General features: G+C 66.0%; 17 protein-coding genes. 4 read left to right on the top strand and 13 right to left on the bottom strand.

What is annotated here, in order from left to right:
- Positions 1–55 precede the first annotated feature (55 nt).
- The 3 genes from AADH62_RS08295 to AADH62_RS08285 all read right to left on the bottom strand — a co-directional run bounded on the left by AADH62_RS08295 (position 56) and on the right by AADH62_RS08285 (position 2,624).
- On the bottom strand, positions 56–352 hold the full coding sequence (locus tag AADH62_RS08295; RefSeq protein WP_341579026.1) for an ATPase: 297 nt from the start codon (positions 350–352) through the stop codon (positions 56–58).
- A 118-nt stretch (positions 353–470) separates the two neighbouring features.
- The gene (rpsD, locus tag AADH62_RS08290; protein WP_341579025.1) at positions 471–1,100 is read right to left on the bottom strand and encodes a 30S ribosomal protein S4; all 630 of its coding nucleotides are present in this window, start codon (positions 1,098–1,100) and stop codon (positions 471–473) included.
- Positions 1,101–1,259: 159 nt separating this feature from the next.
- On the bottom strand, positions 1,260–2,624 hold the full coding sequence (locus tag AADH62_RS08285) for a replication-associated recombination protein A (RefSeq protein ID WP_341579024.1): 1,365 nt from the start codon (positions 2,622–2,624) through the stop codon (positions 1,260–1,262).
- A gap of 125 nt (positions 2,625–2,749) precedes the next feature.
- Here AADH62_RS08285 and AADH62_RS08280 point away from each other — a divergent pair, with 125 nt between their 5' ends.
- Positions 2,750–4,006, top strand: a complete 1,257-nt coding sequence (locus tag AADH62_RS08280) for a DUF349 domain-containing protein (RefSeq protein WP_341579023.1) — start codon at positions 2,750–2,752, stop codon at positions 4,004–4,006.
- Positions 4,007–4,073: 67 nt separating this feature from the next.
- Entirely contained in the window at positions 4,074–4,625 is a 552-nt protein-coding gene (locus tag AADH62_RS08275) for a hypothetical protein (RefSeq protein WP_292711151.1), read from the top strand.
- Here the strand turns inward: AADH62_RS08275 and AADH62_RS08270 are convergent.
- The 10 genes from AADH62_RS08270 to pdxS form a co-directional block, all read right to left on the bottom strand.
- Positions 4,604–6,871: a bifunctional (p)ppGpp synthetase/guanosine-3',5'-bis(diphosphate) 3'-pyrophosphohydrolase gene (locus AADH62_RS08270; RefSeq protein WP_341579022.1), complete on the bottom strand. Its 2,268-nt coding sequence runs from the start codon at positions 6,869–6,871 to the stop codon at positions 4,604–4,606. The two genes, AADH62_RS08275 and AADH62_RS08270, sit on opposite strands and share 22 nt — an antisense overlap.
- Positions 6,872–6,923: 52 nt before the next feature.
- Positions 6,924–7,913, bottom strand: coding sequence for a protein translocase subunit SecF (gene secF / locus AADH62_RS08265; protein WP_341579021.1), 990 nt, complete (start codon positions 7,911–7,913; stop codon positions 6,924–6,926).
- Entirely contained in the window at positions 7,913–9,634 is a 1,722-nt protein-coding gene (gene secD, locus AADH62_RS08260) for a protein translocase subunit SecD (protein ID WP_341579020.1), read from the bottom strand. Before secD ends, secF begins: the two co-directional genes overlap by 1 nt.
- An 18-nt stretch (positions 9,635–9,652) precedes the next feature.
- Positions 9,653–10,105, bottom strand: a complete 453-nt coding sequence (locus AADH62_RS08255) for a preprotein translocase subunit YajC (RefSeq protein ID WP_341579019.1) — start codon at positions 10,103–10,105, stop codon at positions 9,653–9,655.
- A gap of 68 nt (positions 10,106–10,173) precedes the next feature.
- Positions 10,174–11,196 (bottom strand): Holliday junction branch migration DNA helicase RuvB, encoded by a 1,023-nt coding sequence (ruvB, locus tag AADH62_RS08250; protein WP_341579018.1) that lies wholly within the window; start codon positions 11,194–11,196, stop codon positions 10,174–10,176.
- Positions 11,189–11,800 carry a Holliday junction branch migration protein RuvA gene (gene ruvA, locus AADH62_RS08245; RefSeq protein WP_341579017.1) on the bottom strand — a complete coding sequence of 204 codons (612 nt, stop codon included), beginning with the start codon at positions 11,798–11,800 and terminating at the stop codon, positions 11,189–11,191. The genes ruvB and ruvA overlap by 8 nt, the downstream gene beginning before the upstream one ends.
- A 78-nt stretch (positions 11,801–11,878) precedes the next feature.
- The gene (gene ruvC / locus AADH62_RS08240) at positions 11,879–12,442 is read right to left on the bottom strand and encodes a crossover junction endodeoxyribonuclease RuvC (protein WP_341579016.1); all 564 of its coding nucleotides are present in this window, start codon (positions 12,440–12,442) and stop codon (positions 11,879–11,881) included.
- A 46-nt stretch (positions 12,443–12,488) separates the two neighbouring features.
- Positions 12,489–13,247 carry a YebC/PmpR family DNA-binding transcriptional regulator gene (locus tag AADH62_RS08235; RefSeq protein WP_341579015.1) on the bottom strand — a complete coding sequence of 253 codons (759 nt, stop codon included), beginning with the start codon at positions 13,245–13,247 and terminating at the stop codon, positions 12,489–12,491.
- Between the two features lie 36 nt (positions 13,248–13,283).
- On the bottom strand, positions 13,284–13,886 hold the full coding sequence (pdxT, locus tag AADH62_RS08230; protein WP_341579178.1) for a pyridoxal 5'-phosphate synthase glutaminase subunit PdxT: 603 nt from the start codon (positions 13,884–13,886) through the stop codon (positions 13,284–13,286).
- Positions 13,880–14,809 (bottom strand): pyridoxal 5'-phosphate synthase lyase subunit PdxS, encoded by a 930-nt coding sequence (gene pdxS / locus AADH62_RS08225; RefSeq protein ID WP_425355658.1) that lies wholly within the window; start codon positions 14,807–14,809, stop codon positions 13,880–13,882. The genes pdxT and pdxS overlap by 7 nt, the downstream gene beginning before the upstream one ends.
- A gap of 24 nt (positions 14,810–14,833) precedes the next feature.
- Between pdxS and AADH62_RS08220 the strand changes: the two genes are divergently transcribed.
- Together AADH62_RS08220 and pdxY are read left to right on the top strand one after the other, a co-directional pair.
- Positions 14,834–16,189 (top strand): aminotransferase class I/II-fold pyridoxal phosphate-dependent enzyme, encoded by a 1,356-nt coding sequence (locus AADH62_RS08220; protein WP_341579014.1) that lies wholly within the window; start codon positions 14,834–14,836, stop codon positions 16,187–16,189.
- Positions 16,186–17,037 carry a pyridoxal kinase PdxY gene (pdxY, locus tag AADH62_RS08215; protein WP_341579013.1) on the top strand — a complete coding sequence of 284 codons (852 nt, stop codon included), beginning with the start codon at positions 16,186–16,188 and terminating at the stop codon, positions 17,035–17,037. Before AADH62_RS08220 ends, pdxY begins: the two co-directional genes overlap by 4 nt.
- Positions 17,038–17,043: the final 6 nt, after the last annotated feature.

Below are 17,043 nucleotides of genomic sequence, written 5' to 3'. Positions count from 1 at the left end.
CTTTGCACGGGTGAACGGCATCGCCCGGCCCGGGCAACGCACGCACGCAATGAGATCAGTCAGTGAGCTTCTTGGCGGCGTCTTTCGCTGCGTCGGCGGCATCGCCGGCAGCGTCCGTCACGGCCTCGGTCACGGTGTCAACCGCCGCGGATGCCGAGTCCACGGCGTCTTCGACGATCCCGACAATCCGAGCCTCCTGCTCACGGTAAGCATCCGCGATGCGGTCGGTGAACTGAGAGATACGGGCGTCTACCTCGGCCAGCAGTTCGTGTCCGCGCGGGTCTTTGTTGACGTAATGGGCGGCGACGAAACCCCCGGCAAGCCCCAACGCGAACCACAGCAGGTTTTTCATGCGCTCACTCCCTTTCCGCGACGGCGGCTCATCCCATCGTAGGCGAGAACAGCGAAGGGCGCCGGGTCTCCCCGACGCCCTTGCTCATGCGCCGCTTCGCGGCAGTACTACGCGCCGCTTAGCGCGCTGCGTAGTACTCAACGACGAGCTGAACGTCACAGACCACGGGCACCTCGGCGCGCTTGGGGCGGCGCACGAGACGGGCGTGGAGCTTGTCGAGCTCGACCTCGAGGTAGCCCGGAACCGGGGGCAGAACCTCTGCGTGTCCGCCTGCCGCGGCGACCTGGAACGGCTCGAGGCCTTCGCTCTTCGCCTTGACGTGGATCAGCTGGCCGGGTGCGACACGGAACGAGGGACGGTCGACCGTCTTGCCGTCGACGAGGATGTGGCGGTGCACAACGAGCTGACGGGCCTGCGCCGTGGTGCGGGCGAAGCCGGCACGAAGCACGAGGGCGTCCAGGCGCATCTCGAGCAGCTCGACCAGGTTCTCACCGGTCAGGCCGTCCTTGCGGCGTGCCTCGTTGAACGCGATGCGAAGCTGCTTCTCGCGGATGCCATACTGCTCGCGCAGACGCTGCTTCTCACGGAGGCGAACGGCGTAGTCGCTGTCGGCCTTGCGCTTGGTGCGGCCGTGCTCACCCGGCGCGTAGGGACGCTTCTCGAGGTAACGAGCAGCCTTGGGGGTCAGTGCGACGCCGAGGGCACGCGACATGCGCACCTTGCGGCGATCCTGGGACTTCGTAGGCACGAAGGATTCCTTCCGATGACATGGCCGCGTCTTTCGCGACTCATGGACGTATCCCGCACTCCACCTCGATTCGCACGTCGCAGCGCACCGAAGGGGTTTTACTCGAGTGAGGGGATATCCGAAAACTCGGTTTCGAACCGAACAAGTCTACCAGAGCGGTCAGTCGGCGCCGGAAGTTGCACCCGAGCCAGGTTCGTCAGGTCTGCCGAGGATGCGACGGATACGGCTCCACCGCGCCGCGATCTCCCGCTCCGCGCCGCGGACGGTAGGGCGATAGTAGCTACGGTCACGAAGTGCGTCGGGAAGATACTGCTGCGCAACCACCCCGCGCTCGTCGTCGTGGGGATAGCGGTAGCCCTTCCCATGGCCGAGTCGCGCAGCCCCCGGGTAGTGCGCATCACGCAGATGTGGCGGCACGCGACCGCCACCGCCCTGGCGTACGTCGGCGATCGCGGCATCGATAGCCAGATACGCGGCGTTGGACTTGGCCGTCGTTGCCAGGTACACCGTCGCCTCAGCGAGGGGAATGCGCCCCTCGGGGAATCCAATCAGTTGCACAGCATCCGCGGCCGCGACGGCAAGCGGAAGGGCCTGGGGATCTGCGAGCCCGATGTCCTCGGCGGCTGAGATGATCAGGCGGCGCGCGATGAAGCGAGGGTCCTCCCCCGCCTCGATCATGCGCGCGAGGTAGTGCAGCGCGGCATCCGGATCCGATCCGCGGATCGACTTGATGAACGCGCTGATCACGTCGTAGTGCTCGTCGCCCTGACGGTCATAGCGAAGGAGTGCGCGGTCGACAGCCTGCGCAACATGCTCGGCGGTGATCGTGCCAGTTGCCTCGTCAGCTTCCGGTTCTGCCAGAGATGCCGCAGCCTCGAGAGCTGTGAGCGCCCGGCGGGCATCCCCGGAAGCGAGCCGTACGAGGGCAGCGCGTGCCTCATCGGTGAGGGCAACGGCACCGGCAAGCCCGCGCGCATCGGACACCGCTCGATCGATGAGCCCAGCAAGATCGGCATCCGTCAGCGGCTGCAGGGTCAGCAGCAGAGACCGGGATAACAACGGCGAGACCACGGAAAAGGAGGGATTCTCGGTGGTTGCCGCGATCAAGACGACCCAGCCGTTCTCGACGCCCGGCAGCAGGGCATCCTGCTGCGCCTTCGTGAATCGGTGGATCTCGTCGAGGAAGAGGATCGTCGAGGTGCCATAGAGATCGCGCTGGGTGAGCGCATCCTGCATGACCTCGCGAACGTCTTTGACACCGGCGGTGACAGCCGAAAGTTCGACGAAGCGGCGACCTGATGAGCGCGCGACTGCCTGCGCGAGGGTGGTCTTGCCGGTGCCCGGGGGACCCCAAAGGATGACGGATGTCGCGGCTCGCGCACCACCGTCGGGGTCGGCAAGCACGACCAGCGGTGCGCCCGGTCGAAGCAGATGCTGCTGACCCGCCACCTCGGCGAGCGAGGTCGGTCTCATCCGCACCGGTAGCGGGGTCTGCCCGGAGAAGAGCCCCGCCGTAGTCGCCATAGGTCCCAGGCTAGCCGCGCGGCACGACATCCCTGCAGCATCGACTCCTGGTCGCGGCAGCGCTGCGTATTAGGCTTAAGCGTCCATCCCCCCGCAGGCGGCTTCGCCGCATTGAGGTGCCTTCCGTGTCAGACACAACTTCGTCCTCCACCCCAGTCGATCAGCCCTGGGGCCGCGTCGATGACGACGGCACGGTCTCGGTGCGCGAAGGCGACCAGTGGCGCGTCGTTGGCCAGTACCCCGACGGTACCGCCGAGGAGGCCCTGGCCTACTACGAGCGGAAGTTCGCCGATCTCGCATCGGAGGTCACGCTGCTGGAAGTTCGCCACCGCCGTGGCGGCGCCAGCGCCGCGGATCTGCGCGCGACAGCCGCAACCCTGAGCGGGAAGATTTCGGGAGCATCGGCCGTCGGTGACCTCGCAGCGCTGAGCGCCCGCGTCGATGCTCTCACTGCGTCGCTGACCGAAGCGAGCGCTGCCGAGGCTGCCCAGGCGCGCGAGGCGGTGGATGCCGCGATCGCCGAGCGCACGCAGCTCGTCGAACAGGCCGAGGCGATCGCCGCGCGGGACCCGAAGACCGTGCAGTGGAAGACCGCCTCGGCGGAGATGAGCTCCCTGTTCGACCAGTGGCAGTCGCACCAGCAGAACGGTCCTCACCTTCCCAAGTCGATCTCGCAATCGCTGTGGAAGAGATTCCGGGATGCGCGGGCAACCGTCGACAAGCACCGCCGAGAGTTCTATGCCGAGCTCGATGAGGCTCACAAGGCGGTACGCGAGCGCAAGAACCGGCTGGTTGAGCGCGCGGAGGCACTGGCGCCGCGCGGCGAAGACGGCATCGGCGCCTATCGTGACCTCCTGAACGAGTGGAAGGCTGCGGGCCGCGCCGGCAAGAAGGTCGATGACGCCCTCTGGGCACGGTTCAAGGCTGCAGGCGACGCGCTCTACTCGGCACGGGCGGGCCGCGAAGCCGCGGAGGTCGAGGCCTCGAAGGAGAAGATCGACGCGAAGCGCGAGCTCCTCGAGCGAGCTCGTCCCATTCTCGACATGGCGGATCTTGCCGCCGCACGCAGCGCTCTCACCGCCATTCAGCGATCGTGGGATGACATCGGTCGGGTCTTCCCCCGCGAGCAGGAACGCGCTCTCGACGATGAACTGCGCAAGATCGAGGTTTCGGTTCGCGCACGTGAGGATGCCGAGTGGACCCGCAACAACCCTGAGACGACGGCGCGCGCGAACGACATGACGCGCCAGCTCTACGACGCGATCGAGAAACTCGAGGCTGAGCTTGCCGACGCCACCGCCCGCAAGGATCAGCGCGCGATGAAGAAGGCGAGCGAGGCGCTCGACGCCCGGCGGGCATGGCTCCGCGCCCTCGAGGGCTGACCGGGACTTCTCCACAGACTGAGAAGAGCGCACCACCGACCGAGTCTGCCCCGGGCAGACTGCGGGGATGACCTCGCCGTTCCTGTACTTCGTTGACGAGCGTCTCTCGCTCGCTGAACTGTCGGCCGCGCGGCTCGACGGTCACCTCATCGAGGTGGACGCCGCGTATATGCCTGCCGACACCGTGGAAACACCGAGCGCGCGAGCTGCATCTCTCGGACGCTTGCTTCGCGACCTCATGGCGGCGACACACCTCTCGGCAGCTTGGGTGTACGGTGCCATCGGCGACCCGCCGGCTCGGCATACCGTGCAGCGAGCGGTGCCGCACCGCATCCACGGGGTCATCCATCGCCGGCTCCACTACCGCGACAGCTACCTCCCCGAGGCCGACCTCTGCCGCATCGGCGGGGTGCTCGTCACGACGCCGGCACGCACGGCTGCAGACCTTGCCCGCGTCGGCGACACCGACCACGGAGCAGCCCTCGACGGCTTCGCGCGAGATCCTGAGACCCTCCGGGCGGGGATCCGCTGGTTGGAGAACGCCGGCACGGTCCCACACAAAGTGCGGGCTCTCGAGATCCTGCGGGCCCGGGAAACTTACGAGGACGTCACGCGGTAGACGTCGTAGACGGCGTCGATGCGGCGAACAGCGTTAAGGACGCGGTCCAGGTGCACGATGTCACCCATCTCGAAGACGAAGCGGCTCAGGGCAAGGCGGTCGTTCGTCGTGGACACCGACGCTGACAGGATGTTCAGATGGTGCTCGCTGAGCACACGGGTCACGTCACTGAGCAGACCCGACCGGTCGAGAGCTTCGACCTGAATCTGCACGAGGAACACGCTCTTGGTCGTCGGTGCCCACTCGACCTCGATGAGACGCTCGGGGTCTGAGCGCAGCGAGGCCACGTTCGTGCAGTCTGCGCGGTGGACCGAGACGCCGCTCCCCCGCGTCACAAAGCCGAGGATCTCGTCGCCGGGAACCGGAGTACAGCACTTGGCGAGCTTGACCAGGATGTCGGGCGCGCCGCGCACGAGGACACCCGAGTCTCCTGCTCGCGGTTGTCGCGAGCGCCCCACGTGCGGGAGGTCGATTGGGCCCGTTGCGGTGTCGTTGGAGGCGCTGACCAGCGCCGTCACCTTCTCGATGACGGATTGGGTCGAGACATGGCCTTCGCCGACAGCTGCGTAGAGCGCGGAGACGTCTTCGTAGCGCAAACCGTGGGCGACCTCGCTCAGGGTGTCCTGATTCATGAGTCGCTGGAGCGGCAGGTTCTGGCGTCGCATCGCGCGCGCGATCGACTCCTTGCCCTGTTCGATCGCCTCTTCGCGCCGCTCCTTCGTGAACCACCCGCGGATCTTGCTGCGGGCCCTGGTGCTCTTGACGAAGCTCAACCAGTCTTGACTGGGTCCGGCATCCGGGTTCTTCGACGTGAACACCTCGACGACGTCGCCGCTCTTGAGCTCTGATTCGAGAGGTACGAGCCGCCCGTTGACCTTCGCGCCCATGGTGCGGTGACCGACTTCGGTGTGCACGGCGTACGCGAAGTCCACCGGGGTGGCCCCTGCTGGAAGCCCAATCACACGACCCTTGGGCGTGAAGACATAGACCTCTTTCGCCCCGATCTCGAACCGCAGTGAGTCGAGGAACTCCCCCGGGTCCGCGGTTTCTGCCTGCCAGTCCGATATCCGCGCGAGCCAGGCAAGATCCGCGTCGACGGCCTTGTCGTCGATCTTCCCGCCGGCCATCCGTTCCTTGTACTTCCAGTGCGCCGCCACACCGTACTCGGCCTGCTGGTGCATCTCATGGGTACGGATCTGGATTTCGACGGTGCGCCCCTCCGGGCCGATCACCGTCGTGTGCAGCGACTGATACAGGTTGAACTTCGGCGTCGCGATGTAGTCCTTGAAACGCCCTGGGAGCGGGGTCCACCGGGCGTGAATGGCACCCAGCACGGCGTAACAGTCCCGAACGGATGCCACAAGAATTCGGATGCCGATGAGGTCGTAGATGTCGTCGAACTCACGACCCCTCACCACCATCTTCTGGTACACGGAGTACAGCTGCTTGGGGCGGCCGAGCACGCGCCCTCGGATGCGGAGTTCACGTAGATCGGAGTCGACAGCGTCGATGACGTTCTGCAGGTACTTCTCACGCTGCGGCGTGCGCTGCTTCACCAGGCTCTCGATCTCGGCGTAGAGCTTCGGGTGCAGAACCGCGAACGAGAGGTCTTCCAGCTCCGACTTGATCGTCTGAATACCGAGGCGATGCGCGAGCGGCGCGTAGATCTCGAGGGTCTCCGTCGCCTTCTTCCGGGCCTTCTCGGGCGGGACGAAGCCCCAGGTTCGGGCGTTGTGCAACCGGTCAGCGAGTTTGATGAGCAGAACACGGATGTCGCGCGACATCGCAACGATCATCTTGCGTACGGTCTCGGCTTGCGCGCTCTCGCCGTACTTGACCTTGTCGAGCTTGGTCACACCGTCGACGAGCATGGCCACCTCGTCACCGAACTCGGCGGTGAGGGCGTCCAGCGAATAGCCAGTGTCTTCCACGGTGTCGTGCAGGAGAGCGGCGGCCACCGCCTTGGGCCCGAGTCCCAGATCAGCGAGGATCTGGGCTACCGCCAAGGGATGCGTGATGTACGGCTCGCCGCTTTGACGCTTCTGGCCCGCATGGGCGCGGTCCGCGATGGCGTACGCGCGCTCGATGATCGCCAGGTCACCCTTGGGATGGTGCGTGCGCACGGTGCGCAGGAGCTTCTCGACGTCATCGCGGCGCGCGGCTCGCGAGAAGATGCGCGGAACGAGCCGCAGCAGCGACGACGAGCCCGCGGGTACGCTCTGGGCGGGCGGGACGGTCTCGGTCACCCGATAGCCCTCCCTTCACTGGAGCCCATATCCTACGCCGCGGTTGAGGCGATCAGGCCGAAGCAACCGCCTGTTCGCGGGCAGCGAGTACGCGCTGATCGCGCTGGCGGATCGGTGCCTCGCCCTCGCGGAACAGCGAGAACAGCGGTGCCGCGACGAACAGTGTCGAATAGGCAGCCACGATGATCCCGACGAAGATCGACAGCGAGATATCGGTCAGCGTTTCAGCGCCGAGCCAGAACGCACCGATGAAGAGGATCGCGCCGACCGGCAGGATCGCCACGACCGTGGTGTTGATCGAGCGCACCAGTGTCTGATTGACAGCCAGGTTGACCGACTCGCCGAAGGTGCGACCAGATATCTCGCCGTCTTCGGAGGTGTTCTCGCGGACCTTGTCGAAAACGACTGTCGTGTCGTACAGCGAGTACGCGAGGATCGTGAGGAATCCGATGACTGCCGCGGGCGAGATCTCGAAGCCGAAGAGTGCGTACACCCCCACCGTGATCACCAGCACGTCGACGAGGCCGATGATCGCTGCCGCAGACATCTTCCAGGTGCGGAAGTAGAGCGCAAGGATGATGAAGGTCAGCGCGAGGAAGATCGCAAGACCCCACAGCGACTGGCGCGTGACATCCTGACCCCAGCTGGGGCCGATGAACGAGGTGGTCACCTCGCTTGCGTCGACGCTGTAAGCCTCGGCAAGCGCTGCCGCGACATCGCGCGTCTCGGCATCCGTCATCTGGTCCGTTTGGACACGAACGGTCTCAGCTCCGACGGTTGCGACCTTGGTCGTCGCGCCGGGCACGACGGACTGCACCGCTTGGGTCGCGATCAACTGATCGGGGTCGGTGACTCCCGAAACGGTGAACTGCGATCCACCGGTGAACTCGATCGAGAACTGAATGGGCCGGATGAAGGGCACGAGCGCTGAGCCGATCACGAGGACGGCCGCGATGATGAACCATAGGCGGCGCTTCCCGACGAACGGGAAGGAGGTCTTCCCGCTGTACAGGTCGTTTCCGAGCTGGTTGAGGGAGCGCATCAGGGGGTGTCCTCTCCCTCGGTGGTCTGGGTAGACCCGGATGTGCGGGATTCGGCGAGCTTACGCTCGGCGATCGTCTGGCGACGCGCGGCTTCGCCCCGCGATCGGGACGCCCGCTTCTCGGCTGCCGTCTTGGGCGTTACCACCGGCGCGCGGAACTGCGCGCGGCCCCGGTAGACCGCGCCGAGCGCGTCGGGATCGAGGCCAGACAACGGGTGGCCGGACGAGAAGAGTCGCGTTCGAGACAACAGCTGCATCACCGGGTGGGTGAACAGGATGAAGATGAGGACGTCGATCGCGGTAGTGAGCCCGAGGGTGAACGCAAAGCCCTTCACCGTCGCGTCAGCGAGGATGTAGAGCACGACCGCGGCAAGGATGTTGATCGATTTCGAGATGTAGATCGTGCGCTTGGCTCGCGACCACCCATCTTCGACGGCGCCCGTGATCGACTTGCCGTCGCGCAGTTCGTCTCGAATGCGTTCGAAGTAGACGATGAACGAGTCAGCGGTGAACCCGATCGACACGATCAGACCTGCGACACCCGCGAGCGAGAGCCGGAAGCCCATGCGCCAGCCGAGGATCAGCAGCATCACGTAGGTGAGAACTGCCATCACGACCAGCGATGCGATGATCACGAACCCGAGTGCGCGATAGACGATCAGCGAATAGACGGCGACCAGGGCAAGGCCGATGAGACCGGCGATCAGACCGATCTGCAGTTGCTGCGACCCGAGGGTTGCCGAAATCGTGTCGGAGCTCACGACGGCGAAACTCAGCGGCAGCGCGCCGTATTTGAGCTGGTCAGCCAGAACCTTCGCGGTCTCCTGGGTGAAGGTGCCGCTGATGCTCGGCTGACCGTCAAGGATGACGCCGTTCATCGACGGCGCAGTGAGCACATAACCGTCGAGGACGAACGCGAACTGGTTGAGTGGCGGCGTTGCACCGTACAGTCTCTGGCTGATCTGACCGAACGTGTCGGTTCCCGCTTCGTCGAAACGGAGGTTCACGACCCACTGTCCAGAGGTCTGCTCAAGGCCGCTTGTCGCATCCACAATCGACGAGCCGTCGAGCTCTACCGGCCCGAGGATGTACTTGACCGTCCCGTTGGCATCACAGGTGATGAGCGGCTCGTCGGTCGGCGCGTTTGCGGGGTCATTGGCCGGATCAGCACAGTTATATGCGAGGAACTCGGCCTGGAGCGCAGGAGTGATCCACGCGGGGTCGCTGCCGTTGGTGGGCTCCACCGTGGGCGTGGATTCGAGCGTCGGATCCGGCGTGGGGTACGGCGTGGACTGGCCATCGTCGCCGACGAAGCTCGTCGCGGGCGATCCGGAGTAAAGGACAGCGCGCAGCTGCAACTGCGCTGAGGCCTCAATGCGTTGCCGTGTCTCTTCGTCAGCCTGACCAGGGATCTGGACGACGATGTTCTTGCCACCTTCTGTGGTGACGTCGGCTTCGCCGACACCGGATGCGTCGACACGCTGCCGGATGATCGTTACGGCCTGATTCATCTGCTCGGCCGACGGATTCGTCCCGTCTGCAGTCTGCGCTTCGAGGATGATCTGGGTGCCACCCTGAAGGTCGAGAGCGAGCTCGGGGGTCCACGAACTCGCGTTGAAGACGTAGACGCCGAGGGCGTTGATGCCGAACAGTACCGCCGTGATCGTCAGCAGGCCGGTGAGGGCCCGCCAGGCACGGCGAACAGGAGTGGATGCGGCCACGGGATGCTTTCGAGAAGATCAGGCGTTGGGCTTGGCGTCGCCGTCACGCCCGTCGGCGTCGGTTTCGGCTGCCGGCTCCGCGTCGGGTCTCACCGCATCCGACGACTCGCCGTCGTGGGTCTCGTGATAGTTGTCGACGATGTCATCGAACCCGTCATCGGTTTCGTCCTCGACCTCGTCAGCGGGAGTGATGACCCGCAGAATGGCCTGGCTGTGAACCTTGATGTCGACGCCGGGTGCGATCTCGACCACTGCGGGCTGGTCGAGATTGTCGGGGTCGAACTCCACGATCGTGCCGTAGAGGCCGCCCTGCAGCAGCACTTCGGCGCCGGGAACGGTCTGGCGAGCCTTCTGTGCCTGCTCCTCGCGCTGCTTCTTCATGCGGCGACTGGAGTTCCAGAACATGAACACCAGGAGGGCGCCCAGCAGGATGAGCAGACCGTAGTTGAGGAAGAAATCCTGGAAGTTCATGAAGAGGGGCGCCTTTCGGGTGCGGCCGCGCAGACGTCGGGCCGCGTGGGGGTCAAAGCCTCCAGGAATTATAGGTCATCGAATCTCAGCGTCTGATCGGCATGACGCACGCCGAGGTGCGCGTAGGCGTCGGGAGTTGCCACGCGCCCGCGCGGCGTACGCCCCATGAATCCGATCCGCACGAGGTAGGGCTCGATGACGGACTCGATGGTGTCTGCTTCTTCGCCGACCGTCACTGCGAGCGTGTTGAGTCCGACCGGCCCGCCGTGGAATCGGCGTACGAGGGCCTCCAGGACGGCCCGATCAAGTCGGTCGAGCCCGATCGCATCGACGTCGTAGAGGTCCAGGGCTGCATCGACGGATGCCGCGGTGGCGCTCCCCCCGTGGACCACGACGTAGTCGCGGACTCGTCGCAGCAGGCGGTTGGCGATGCGCGGGGTCCCGCGCGATCGCCGGGCGATCTCGGCACGGGATTCTGCTGGCAGCGGAACATCAAGCATCCGTGCCGAGCGCTCAAGGACGCGTTCGAGCTCCTCGGGCTCGTAATACTCGAGGTGTGCGGTGAAACCGAACCGATCGCGCAACGGGTTCGGGAGCAGGCCCGCGCGCGTGGTCGCGCCTACGAGCGTGAACGGGGCAAGATCGAGCGGGATGCTCGTCGCGCCGGCTCCCTTGCCGACCATGATGTCGATCCGGAAATCCTCCATCGCGAGGTAGAGCATCTCTTCGGCAGAGCGCGCCATGCGGTGGATCTCATCGATAAAGAGCACTTCACCGGGAGTCAGGCTTGAGAGCAGCGCCGCGAGATCGCCGGCGTGCTGGATCGCCGGTCCACTCGACATTCGAAGCGGTCGCGCGCTCTCGTGGGCAACGATCATGGCCAGCGTCGTCTTACCCAGGCCCGGCGGTCCGGCCAGCAGAATGTGTTCGGCGGGGCGCTCCTGGAGGCGGGCTGCGTCGAGGAGGAGCTGGAGTTGTCCCCGCACTTTCGTCTGCCCAACGAACTCCGCGAGGGATGCCGGCCGGAGCGCCCCCTCGATCGCGAGCTCTGACTCATCCTTCGAGGGTGTGGGGTCGGTCAGATCATCCACGCAGGGGCTCCTTTCGCGCCGGGCCGAGTTCAGCCAGTGCTCGACGCAGCAGGTCCTGCACGGATGCCTCTGCCGCGGCATCCTCCAGAACAGTGGCTGCCACCTCGGCGGCGTGGCGTTCGGGCCATCCCAGTCCGGTCAACGCTGCGGTTACTGCATCGGCCCGATTATCGGTGACGGATGCCGCGCGCGAGGCTACGGCGGGGGCGATGACCTTCCCTGTCAAGTGCAGCACGATCAGCTTGGCTGTCTTCGGGCCGATCCCCGATACCCGCCGGAACGGCGCGTCGTCTTCGGCAGCGACGGCGGTGGCGATCTGGTCGACGGACATGGCGCTGAGCACGCCCAGTGCGGACTTGGGGCCCACGCCGGTGACTCCGACGAGCAGGAGGAACGTCGTCAACTCGTCGCGGGTCTCGAAGCCAACGAGACTCAAGGCGTCTTCCCGCACGATCAACGACGTGTGCAGAAACAGCGGCTCGCCCACGTGCGCCGAGCGGGCGACATCGGGCGTCACGGCGACGGTGAGTCCTACTCCCCCGACCTCGACCACTACCGAGTCCAGATCGGCGTAGCCGACGATGCCCCGCACAGACGAAATCATCGTGCTCCTTCCGTTCGGCGCAGCCCGCGCCTCAGAGCAGGCTATGCGGCGGATCGGACATTTGTTCGAGCGACACGCTCAGACCCGAGTGCGCCGTTCAGCATCCCGCCAGGCCTGCTGGGCCTTGGTCAACGAGCCACCAGTTGCCGCCCCCGCCCGCGGAGCACCCCGCCACGCGTGGCAGAGAGCGAGCGCCAGGGCGTCGGCGGCGTCTGCAGGTTGCGGGAGGACATCAAGCCTCAGGATGCGCGCCACCATCGTCTGGACTTGGCGTTTATCAGCGCTGCCGTAGCCGGTGATCGCGGCCTTGACCTCGGTTGGCGTGTGCGTAGCCGCTGGAAGACCCCGCTCGCCCGCAAGCATCAGCGCAATGCCGCTGGCCTGAGCGGTACCCATGACCGTGCTCCGGTTCTGCTGGGCGAACACCCGCTCGACTGCCACGACATCCGGCCGATGCAGATCGAGGATCTCTCGGATGCCGGACGCGATGCCCGCGAGACGGCGCTCGATGGCGAGGTCGGCATCCGTCCTGATCACGCCGACATGCACGAGGACGGCCGAGCGGTCGGCAGCGACATCCACGACACCCACGCCGCAGCGGGTGAGACCGGGGTCGATTCCGAGCACACGAACAGTCGCCACTCGGCAACGCTAGGCGCGACGAGCGGCGGTGCCCAGAAGGCGCGCCCTATTCGTCGTTCTCGAGTTCGGCCTGCACCTCGGCGCTCAGGTCGAAGTTGCTGTAGACGTTCTGGACGTCGTCGCTGTCTTCGAGAGCATCGATGAGGCGGAAGACCTTGCGCGCAGTATCGGCGTCGACCTCGACCTTGAGAGAGGGGACGAACTCGACATCCGCCGATTCGTAATCCAGCCCCGCCTCCTGCAGTGCCGAGCGCACCGCGACGAGGTCGGATGCCTCGGTGATGACTTCGAACCCCTGCGCGTGCGGCTCGATCTCCTCGGCGCCAGCCTCGAGAGCTGCCAGCATGACGTCGTCTTCTGTGGTGCCCTCGCCGGAGACGACGATGACACCCTTGCGGTGGAAGTTGTAGGCGACCGACCCGGGGTCAGCCAGCGTTCCCCCGTTGCGCGAGAGCGCGGTGCGCACCTCCGCGGCAGCGCGGTTCTTGTTGTCGGTCAAACACTCGATCATGAGCGCGACGCCGTTGGGTCCGTAGCCTTCGTAGAGGATCGTCAGATACTCGACCGAGTCGCCGGAGATTCCCGCGCCGCGCTTGATCGCGCGATCGATGTTGTCGTTGGGAACCGACGTCTTCTTCGCCTTCTGTACTGCGTCGTACAGCGTCGGGTTACCCGAGAGATCGGCACCGCCGAGCTTGGCTGCGACTTCGATGTTCTTGATGAGTTTGGCGAACGACTTCGCACGACGCGCGTCAATGACGGCCTTCTTGTGCTTGGTCGTCGCCCACTTGGAGTGGCCGGACATGCGCTCGATTCTATCGGCCGCGCGACGCGGGAATCGTCAGGCTGCCGCGCGCACGGCTTGCAGGAACAGCTCGTGGAAGCGGGTCTCACCGGTCACCTCAGGGTGGAACGAGGTTCCGAGCAGCGCACCTTGACGGACGGCGACCACCCGGCCATCGTCGAGGGATGCCACCACCTCGGCGCGCTCCCCCACCTGCTCGACCAGCGGCGCGCGGATGAAGACAGCGTGGACGCTCTGATCGTCGAAAGCCGGGACGACGAGATCGGTTTCGAACGAGTCCACCTGGCTCCCGAACGCGTTGCGGCGAACGACCACGTCAAGGCCTCCGAATGTCTGCTGGCCCTCGATTCCATCAACGATGGAATCGGCCAACAGGATGAGGCCAGCACACGTGCCGTACATCGGCATTCCGGCCTCGCGAGCGGCCATGATGGGCTCGCGCATCCCGAACGCCCGCGAGAGCTTGTCGATCACGCTGGACTCCCCGCCGGGGATGACGAGCCCGTCGACCGCGGCGAGTTCCTCGGGGCGACGCACGAGCGAGACTTCGACCTCCAGGGACCGCAGCACGGCCACGTGCTCGCGCACGTCCCCCTGGAGGGCGAGAACACCGACGTGCGGACGGGTCGTGCTCACCAGCCCCGCTCGGCCAGTCGATGCGGTGCCGGAAGGTCAGCGACGTTGATGCCGACCATCGCCTCACCGAGGCCGCGCGACACATCGGCAATGACCTTCGCGTCGTCGTAGAAGGTTGTCGCCTTCACGATCGCCGCCGCGCGCTGCGCCGGGTTCCCGGACTTGAAGATGCCCGATCCGACGAAGACTCCATCGGCGCCGAGCTGCATCATCATGGCGGCATCCGCTGGCGTTGCAACACCCCCCGCGACGAAGAGCACGACCGGCAGTGTTCCGGTCTCGGCGATCTCGGCGACGAGCTCGTACGGGGCCTGAAGATCCTTGGCAGCGACGTACAGCTCGTCCTTGGAGAGAGCTCCGAGCGCCGCGATCTCGCCCTTGATCTTGCGGATGTGCTTCATCGCCTCGGAAACGTCACCGGTGCCGGCCTCGCCCTTCGAGCGGATCATCGCGGCGCCCTCGTTGATGCGTCGCAGGGCCTCACCGAGGTTCGTGGCGCCGCAGACGAACGGCACCGTGAAACCCCACTTGTCGATGTGGTTGACGTAGTCGGCGGGCGAGAGGACTTCGGACTCGTCGATGTAGTCCACGCCGAGTTCCTGCAGTACCTGAGCCTCGACGAAGTGGCCGATGCGGGCCTTGGCCATGACCGGGATCGAGACCGCCTCGATGATGCCGTCGATCATGTCGGGGTCGCTCATGCGCGAGACACCACCCTGGGCGCGGATGTCGGCGGGCACCCGCTCGAGCGCCATCACCGCGACAGCGCCAGCATCCTCGGCGATCTTCGCCTGGTCGGGCGTGACGACGTCCATGATGACGCCGCCCTTGAGCATTTCGGCGAGACCCCGCTTGACGCGAGACGAACCGGTGGTGGATGCGGACACGAGGACCCTTTCGTCTTGACCTATGCCAAAACCTAGCATGTCCCACCGCTTAGACTCTTCGAGATGACTGCTCTCGATGCTCAACCGGCTATCGCCGGCTCCACGGCGACCGACATCGCCGAGAGCGTTCGAGGCCTTGTCGAACGGGGCATGCTCACTCCCGGAGATGCTCTCCCCCCGGTCCGTGCCCTTGCCGAGCGTCTCGGCGTGAATCGCAATACCGTCGTTGCCGCCTATCGGCACCTCGCGCAGGCGGGCACCGTCGTGACGCGGGGCCGGGGCGGCACGCTCATCGCCGGATCGCCCCGGATGCCGCAAGAAGGGTTCTCTTCCGGAACCGTGCTGCGGGACCTCGGCACCGGCAACCCGGATGCCGCACTGATCCCTGATCCTGCTCGGGTACTCGCCCGCGTCATCGGCCGACCCGTGCTGTACGGGGAGCCGGTCATCGACCGCGACTTCGAGTCGTGGGCCACCGAATGGATGCGCGAGGCGATGGTCGATCAGCCCGAGCTGCAGTTGACGATCACGGGCGGCGCCTCAGACGCGATCGAACGGCTGCTCGGCCAATCCCTCACTCGTGACGATGCCGTCGCGGTCGAAGATCCGTGCTTCTTGTCGACGATGAACATCCTGCGGTTGGGTGGATACCGGGCGGTGCCGGTTCCCGTCGACGACGAGGGCATGACAGTCGCGGGGCTCCGTGCGGCCCTGGATGCCGGGGTGCGCGCCATCGTGAGTACCCCGCGCGCGCAGAATCCCACGGGCGCCAGCCTGTCGGCCCGGCGGGCAGCGGCGCTGCGTGCCGAGTTGGCCGAGCATCCGTACGTTCTCGTCGTGGAGGACGACCACTTCTCGCTGCTCTCCGAGCGCCCCTTCCACACGATCGTCGGACCCGATCACGAACGCTGGGCTCTCGTCCGATCCGTGTCGAAGTTCCTGGGTCCTGACATGTGTCTGGCGGTCGCCGCGTCGGATCCCGACACGGCGGCGCGCCTCGCGTTGCGTCTGAGCCCCGGAACAACGTGGGTGAGCCATCTGCTGCAGCGCCTGGCTCACGCGCTGCTCACCGATGATGCCGTGCGAGACGACATCCGGCGGGCGGGAGAGCACTACGCCGAACGCAACGCCGCAGTTGCCGCGCTGCTGCAGGATGCCGGTGTTCCGGCGCACGCGGCCGACGGTCTCAACCTCTGGGTGCCGCTGGGGGTACCTGCCCGTGCGGTCGGCGAGTACCTCATGCGGCGCGGGTGGCTCGCGCGCTCAGGCGAAGAGTTCGTGCTTGCCGGGGAGGATGCCGCGCAGCACCTGCGCCTGACCGTTCACGACCTCACGGATGCCGAGGCGACGCGCCTGGCATCCGACCTGTCAGCCGCTATCGACGCGGCCCGTTCCACGAAAGCAGGCCAGCCCTCATGAAGATCCTCTCGATCCAGTCCGCCGTCGCCTACGGCCACGTCGGCAACTCTGCAGCGGTGTTCCCCCTGCAGCGCATCGGCGTCGAGGTCCTGCCGGTGTACACCGTGAACTTCTCCAACCACACCGGGTACGGCGCGTGGCGCGGACCGCTGATCTCCCCCGCCGACGTTGCGGAGGTACTCACTGGTATCGAAGAACGCGGCGTCTTTCCGCAGATCGATGCGGTGCTGTCGGGCTACCAGGGGTCGGAAGGGATCGGCGACGTCATCCTTGATGCCGTCGCGCGGGTGAAAGCTGCCAATCCTGCTGCGGTCTATGCCTGTGATCCGGTCATGGGCAACGCAAAGTCAGGGTGCTTCGTCGCACCCGCGATCCCGGTGCTGCTGCGCGAGCGTGTGGTTCCGGCTGCCGACATCATCACCCCAAACCAGTTCGAGTTGGGCATCCTGACGGGAACGGAACCGGCAGATCTCGAGTCCACGCTGGTCTCGGTCGATCTCGCCCGCGACATGGGTCCGCGCACGGTCCTGGTCACCAGTGTCGAACGTCCGAACGCTCCTGAGGGAACGATCGAGATGCTCGCCGTCACCGACGATGGCGCGTGGATCGTGCAGACGCCGCGAATCCCGATGAAGGCGAACGGCTCCGGTGACGTGACCGCCGCGCTGTTCACCGCCCACTATGGCGCGACAGGGGATGCAGCGCTCGCTCTGGCTCGGACCGTGTCGAGCGTGTTCGACCTGTTGCAGAACACCTACGACTCGGGCGAGCGGGAACTGCAGCTCATCGAATCGCAGGAGGCTTACGCCCACCCGCGGATGCAGTTCGAGGTTGTGCGCGTGCGCTGACCTCTC

This window comes from Microbacterium schleiferi, assembly GCF_038150145.1.
GTDB lineage: Bacteria > Actinomycetota > Actinomycetes > Actinomycetales > Microbacteriaceae > Microbacterium > Microbacterium schleiferi_B.
This window is presented reverse-complemented; position numbering and strand designations above follow the sequence as displayed.